This window comes from Aneurinibacillus danicus (assembly GCF_007991215.1).
GTDB classification, from domain to species: Bacteria; Bacillota; Bacilli; order Aneurinibacillales; family Aneurinibacillaceae; genus Aneurinibacillus; species Aneurinibacillus danicus.
On record NZ_BJXX01000232.1, the window covers coordinates 1 to 4,963 of the forward strand.

5 protein-coding genes and 1 pseudogene are annotated in these 4,963 nt (G+C 46.3%); 3 read left to right on the forward strand and 3 right to left on the reverse strand.

Annotation, left to right across the window (positions count from 1 at the left end; genetic code table 11):
- Window positions 1–55 precede the first annotated feature (55 nt).
- On the reverse strand, window positions 56–310 hold the full coding sequence (locus ADA01nite_RS21170; protein WP_146812419.1) for a hypothetical protein: 255 nt from the start codon (window positions 308–310) through the stop codon (window positions 56–58).
- Between the two features lie 14 nt (window positions 311–324).
- Window positions 325–1,515, reverse strand: coding sequence for an NAD(P)/FAD-dependent oxidoreductase (locus ADA01nite_RS21175; RefSeq protein WP_146812420.1), 1,191 nt, complete (start codon window positions 1,513–1,515; stop codon window positions 325–327).
- A gap of 349 nt (window positions 1,516–1,864) precedes the next feature.
- Between ADA01nite_RS21175 and ADA01nite_RS21180 the strand changes: the two genes are divergently transcribed.
- The 3 genes from ADA01nite_RS21180 (at window position 1,865) to ADA01nite_RS21190 (ending at window position 3,578) form a co-directional block, all read left to right on the forward strand.
- Window positions 1,865–2,860: an NAD(P)/FAD-dependent oxidoreductase gene (locus tag ADA01nite_RS21180; protein WP_146812421.1), complete on the forward strand. Its 996-nt coding sequence runs from the start codon at window positions 1,865–1,867 to the stop codon at window positions 2,858–2,860.
- Window positions 2,861–3,126: 266 nt separating this feature from the next.
- On the forward strand, window positions 3,127–3,309 hold the full coding sequence (locus ADA01nite_RS21185; RefSeq protein WP_146812422.1) for a hypothetical protein: 183 nt from the start codon (window positions 3,127–3,129) through the stop codon (window positions 3,307–3,309).
- A 17-nt stretch (window positions 3,310–3,326) separates the two neighbouring features.
- On the forward strand, window positions 3,327–3,578 hold the full coding sequence (locus ADA01nite_RS21190; RefSeq protein WP_174760636.1) for a hypothetical protein: 252 nt from the start codon (window positions 3,327–3,329) through the stop codon (window positions 3,576–3,578).
- 68 nt (window positions 3,579–3,646) lie between these two features.
- Here ADA01nite_RS21190 and ADA01nite_RS21195 read toward each other — a convergent pair.
- A pseudogene (locus ADA01nite_RS21195) lies at window positions 3,647–4,312 on the reverse strand (superoxide dismutase); the annotation flags it as partial.
- Window positions 4,313–4,963: the final 651 nt, after the last annotated feature.

The following is a 4,963-nucleotide window of genomic DNA, read 5'->3' on the forward strand; positions in this document are numbered from 1 at the left end:
GATTTTCACAGAAAAAAGGAGCCTTCCTAATGAAGGCTCCCCACTTTTCACACATTTATACTTGTTCCTCATTGTTTTTAGCACGCATCACAATCGGATCCAGATAGTCCCGGTTACCGCGCTGACGCCCTTTTTCTTGCAGCCGCTCGATGGCCGGCTCAATCAGAAATTCAAGCTCACGCTGAATCGTATACGCCAAATCATGACGATTTTGCGATTCAAGGTATTTGCCTACCTCGAACAACTTTTCATAACGCGAACGCTCTTCGTCCGTCAGCAGCGCACGCACTTGCACACTGGCGTGTCTCACAGCGATCCCTCTTCTTACAGCTTCACTTTTTTGAGTACAAGCGACAGACCACCGAGCAGATAGAGGGAACGGTTATCGATGACTTTCTTCATCAATGCGGCTGTGTTACCGTAGATTTTCTTGTCACCGACAAGCCCGATTGCTTCACCTTTACCGAGGGAAGCTACGGTACCTTTAAGAGCAGGCACGAACGGCTTCATCTCGCCGCCACGGATAACGGCAACAAGGTTCTGTGCCAGATTTTCTCCTTGCTGAATAGCGATCTGCGCCGTCGGCGGGTACGGACGGTTTGTTTCTTCGTTGATGATTAATGCGCCGTCACCCACGATGAATACATCTTCGTGGCCCGGTGCACGGAGAAATGGATCTACTTTTACGCGGCCGCGCATCGTTTCGAAGCCAGCCTTTTCGATAATCGAGTTGCCGCGCACGCCGCCTGTCCATACAACCGTGCTGGACTTAATTTCTTCACCGTCCGCGAGCACAACCCCTTCCGGCGTGCATTCTTTAATCGGTGTGTTAATCTTGAACGTAACACCTTTGCGGGACAGCACTTCCATTGCATAATTCACCAGCTCCGGGTCGAAGCCAGGTAATACGGTTGGTGCTGCCTCGATGTTGTAGATTTTCACGACAGACGGATCTACGTCAAATTCTTTGCACAGCTCAGGCACACGATCGGATAATTCTCCGACAAACTCAATACCTGTGAAGCCTGCGCCACCGACAATGAACGTCAAGAGTTCCGGGCGTTTTTCCATTTTATACTTCGCGAAGCAGTATTCGATATGCTCGCGAATCTCACGTACACTGTTAATACTACGGATGCTGAAAGCATGCTCTTTCAGACCCTGAATGCCGAATGTTTCCGGCTCGCTGCCCAGGCCAACAACTAGATAATCGTAAGACAGAGCTTTTCCGGATTCAAGCAGAACCTTCTTCTCTTCACGCTTAATTTCCATTACGGTATCCTTGATAAAATTCACTTTGTTCGTATCAAGTAAATCCTTGATATCGACGCGGCAATCGTCCGGATCTTTGGTTCCTGCTGCCGGTTCATGGAGCCATGTTGTAAAGTAGTGGTAATCATGCTTGTTTACCAGCGTAACATCAGCTTCGTTATAGTTCAGTTGTTTTTGCAGGCGAACGGCTGTCATTAATCCGCCGTATCCCGCTCCCAGGATTAAAATTTTCGGTGTGCTCATTTTTTCACTTCCATTTTCCTCTAAAATTTTATAACCTTAAAGAAGCATTGTTCTTTTTTTCACTAGGTTCCCCTCTCAAAGAGGTTCCATCCACACTATTATCTCTCACCGTTACCAAATTGTTCACATTTTTATCATAAATCGGTTTTTACCTTTTTTCAAGTGAAAATATGCACAATATAGGGCCGACTTACGTGTTTGATTGTAAAACGAATATTTAGGATTCGTCAATCATAAATTATTCGCATTTTATAATGTTTCTTTCTATTCTTTTTCTTTTCAATATTTTCTTACCCCATTATAATAAAAAAGAATTGCTTGTTTCTTAATTTGCGGAGGTGTAGAAAGAATGGGTCTTATAAGGGATGAGAAGGTATATGAAATTACGGTTGTCGGAGGCGGCCCGGCCGGTCTTTTCACCGCATTCTATGCGGGAATGCGGCAGTCGAGCTGCAAAGTAATTGAAAGCATGCCGCAGCTCGGCGGACAACTTTCCGCATTGTATCCGGAGAAATACATTTATGACGTGGCGGGCTTCCCGAAAATCCGTGCTCAAGAGCTCATTGATCGCTTAAAAGAACAAGTGTCCCACTTCGAAACAGAAATCTGCCTTGAAGAAAAAGTCATGAACGTGGAAAAGAAAGAAGACGTATTTGAGATTACGACAGATAAAGGCATTCATTATTCCCGTACCGTCATCATTACCGCAGGGGTAGGAGCATTTGAACCACGCAGGCTCGAGCTTGCCGGTGCAGAGAAATTCGAGAAATCGAATCTCCACTATTTTGTCGATGACTTAAATAAGTTCGCCGATCAGAAAGTGGTCGTATTCGGCGGCGGAGATTCCGCAGTCGATTGGGCTCTTATGCTGGAGCCGATTGCAGAGAAGGTAACGATTGTGCACCGCCGGGACAAGTTCCGGGCGCATGAACACAGCGTAGAAAACCTCATGAAGTCAAAGGTAAATGTATTGACCCCGTTTGAACCGCACGCACTGCACGGCGAAGACAAAATTGAAAAGGTGACGCTGCGCAACAGCAAAACCGAAGAGTTGATTACGGAGGAAGTTGATGCCGTCATCGTGAACTTCGGCTTTATTTCTTCCCTCGGTCCAATTAAAGACTGGGGTCTTGAGCTGGATAAAGGCTCCATTATTGTTAACTCCAAAATGGAAACAAACATTCCGGGCATCTATGCAGCCGGTGATGTTACGACATACCCCGGCAAGATTAAGCTGATTGCCGTCGGCTTCGGCGAGGCGCCAACCGCTGTCAATAATGCCAAGTCCTATATGGACCCCGCCGCAAAAGTTCAACCGGCCCATAGTTCCAGCCTGAAAATGTAATATAGACGGGAGAGTCCGCAATTTTGCGGGCTTTTTCTTTTCCACGTATACAGCCCGCCCGCCTTGCAGACTCTAAGAAAAACACCATGACTGGTTAGCCGCAGCCCCGACATGAAATGATGGGAAGGCCGGCTGACTTTTGTAGGACGAAGGAAAAGAGAGGAAAGAATGAGACGATGATTTCAATGTAAAAAAAAGAGAACGCCTTTCTCTTCCTCGGATCTTCTTTCCTCACGATTTTCACAGAAAAAGGGATGTGAGACTGTATGGCGCGAAGCGCAATTTACACGCTGTATATGCTGGTGGTTATCGCCTTGACCGTTGGTATTCCGCTAATGCTGTATTATGGCAGTAACAATCCAGTGGCCGGGCTTTTAGCCGCCATCCTTTCTTTCGGCATTCTAGCCAGTTACGCATTATACGCGAATTTGCTAAACCGAAGAAATTAGCGAAAGGGGGAAGTGCGGTGTCCATGTGCCCAATTTGTAATGGACTGACGCACATGCAGCATATCTGCCCCTCCTGCAATCATCTAATGGAGGATGCAGGAAAGCTGGAATCGTTTTACGATCCGTATAGTCCGTACCGGGAATGGGGCGATGTGGCGATGACGAACGGCTATCTCGATCAACTGGCCCATGAATGTATGCATATTTTCAGTTGTTCAAACTGCGGTCTGCAAATCACCCGGGCGGTGGAAGAGATACCGTGCCCGTAAAACACTTTGGCACTAAATAAACTGGCGCAAGAAAACACCCGGACACTTCAACGCGGTCCGGGTATTTTTTATTTTAGTTTCTTGGCCTCCGCATATCTTTTATTCACGTCATCCCAATTGACTACATTCCACCATGCCTTGATATAATCGCCCCGTTTGTTATTGTACCTCAGGTAATACGCATGTTCCCATACATCCAGCACAAGTAGCGGAATGACGCCCTGCTGAGTCAGATTCTGATGCTTTTCAGCCTGCAAAATTTCCAACCGGCCAGCCTGAGGACTGTAGACGAGCAGGGCCCAGCCGGAGCCTTCTACTTTTTCGGCCGCCGCAGAGAAGTGTGCTTTGAATTTATCGAAGCTACCGAAAGTTGTATTGATTTCTTCTGCAATGGATCCCGTAGCCGGTCCCCCGCCCTTCGGCTTCATATTATTCCAGAAAATAGTGTGAAGATAGTGCCCTGAGCCATTAAACGCCGCTTCCCGCTCCCAGTGCTTGATCAGATCATAGCTCCCGGTTTCCCGTGCTTTTTGCATCTCTTTCTCCGCTTTGTTTAGTCCGTCTACATACGCCTTATGGTGAATGTCATGGTGGAGGCGCATTGTCTGCTCATCGATGTATGGTTCAAGCGCATTATATGCATACGGGAGCGGCGGTAATTTATGTTCGCCAATCGGTATCCGCTTCGCTTCCGTTTGTATTTGGGCCGGTTCAGACACGGGAGAAGTGGAGGTTGTCCCAAGCTTTGAATTTCCATAGGCGATGCCGGAAGCGAGAATGACAACGGCTACAATGCCGTATATGATCTTTTTCATTATTACTTCCTCCTGTTTGTTTGGTTTTCACTGCATGTAAAACATAACCGTTCCATTTTTTAACATACCCCGTTTCCCGGCCACTTATCCGCTTTCTTAAAAATTATAATAGCACCAAAATAAAAGACCTCCCGTCTGATATTATCCCCTCATGGTTGACAGTGTGAAAAAGCCCATGGATAAAATGGACAAATAACACTGACAACCGGAGGGGATTTTTTTATGGCTAGGAAGGGTCAGAAGTTTCAACAGTATACTTCAGAGCTCAAGGCGGAAGCAGTTCGACTTTATGAGGAAGAGGGACAGTCTGGAGAAAAGGACGACCAAAGACGAAGTTTGCAAGTATTGAGGGAGAACTGGCTTATATAAAGGCGGAGAATGAATATTTAAAGGAGCATGTAACCAAATGGACGGGGGAAACCTCGCCTTTTCTATTTGAGGTATAACACCAAATTCTTTTAATGAAAATATACACTAAGGACAGTAGCATACGAAAAAAATCCGATTTTTCCCATGCTGAACTGTAACCCTAAAATTAGACACTAAAAAAGAACCTATGCACTAAGAAAG

What these genes read in the sequence shown, in the direction of transcription:
- ADA01nite_RS21175 (WP_146812420.1), bottom strand. Translation starts at nt 1,515, where the DNA reads ATGAGCACACCGAAAATTTTAATCCTGGGAGCGGGATACGGCGGATTA.
- ADA01nite_RS21180 (WP_146812421.1), top strand. Translation starts at nt 1,865, where the DNA reads ATGGGTCTTATAAGGGATGAGAAGGTATATGAAATTACGGTTGTCGGA.
- ADA01nite_RS21185 (WP_146812422.1), top strand. Translation starts at nt 3,127, where the DNA reads ATGGCGCGAAGCGCAATTTACACGCTGTATATGCTGGTGGTTATCGCC.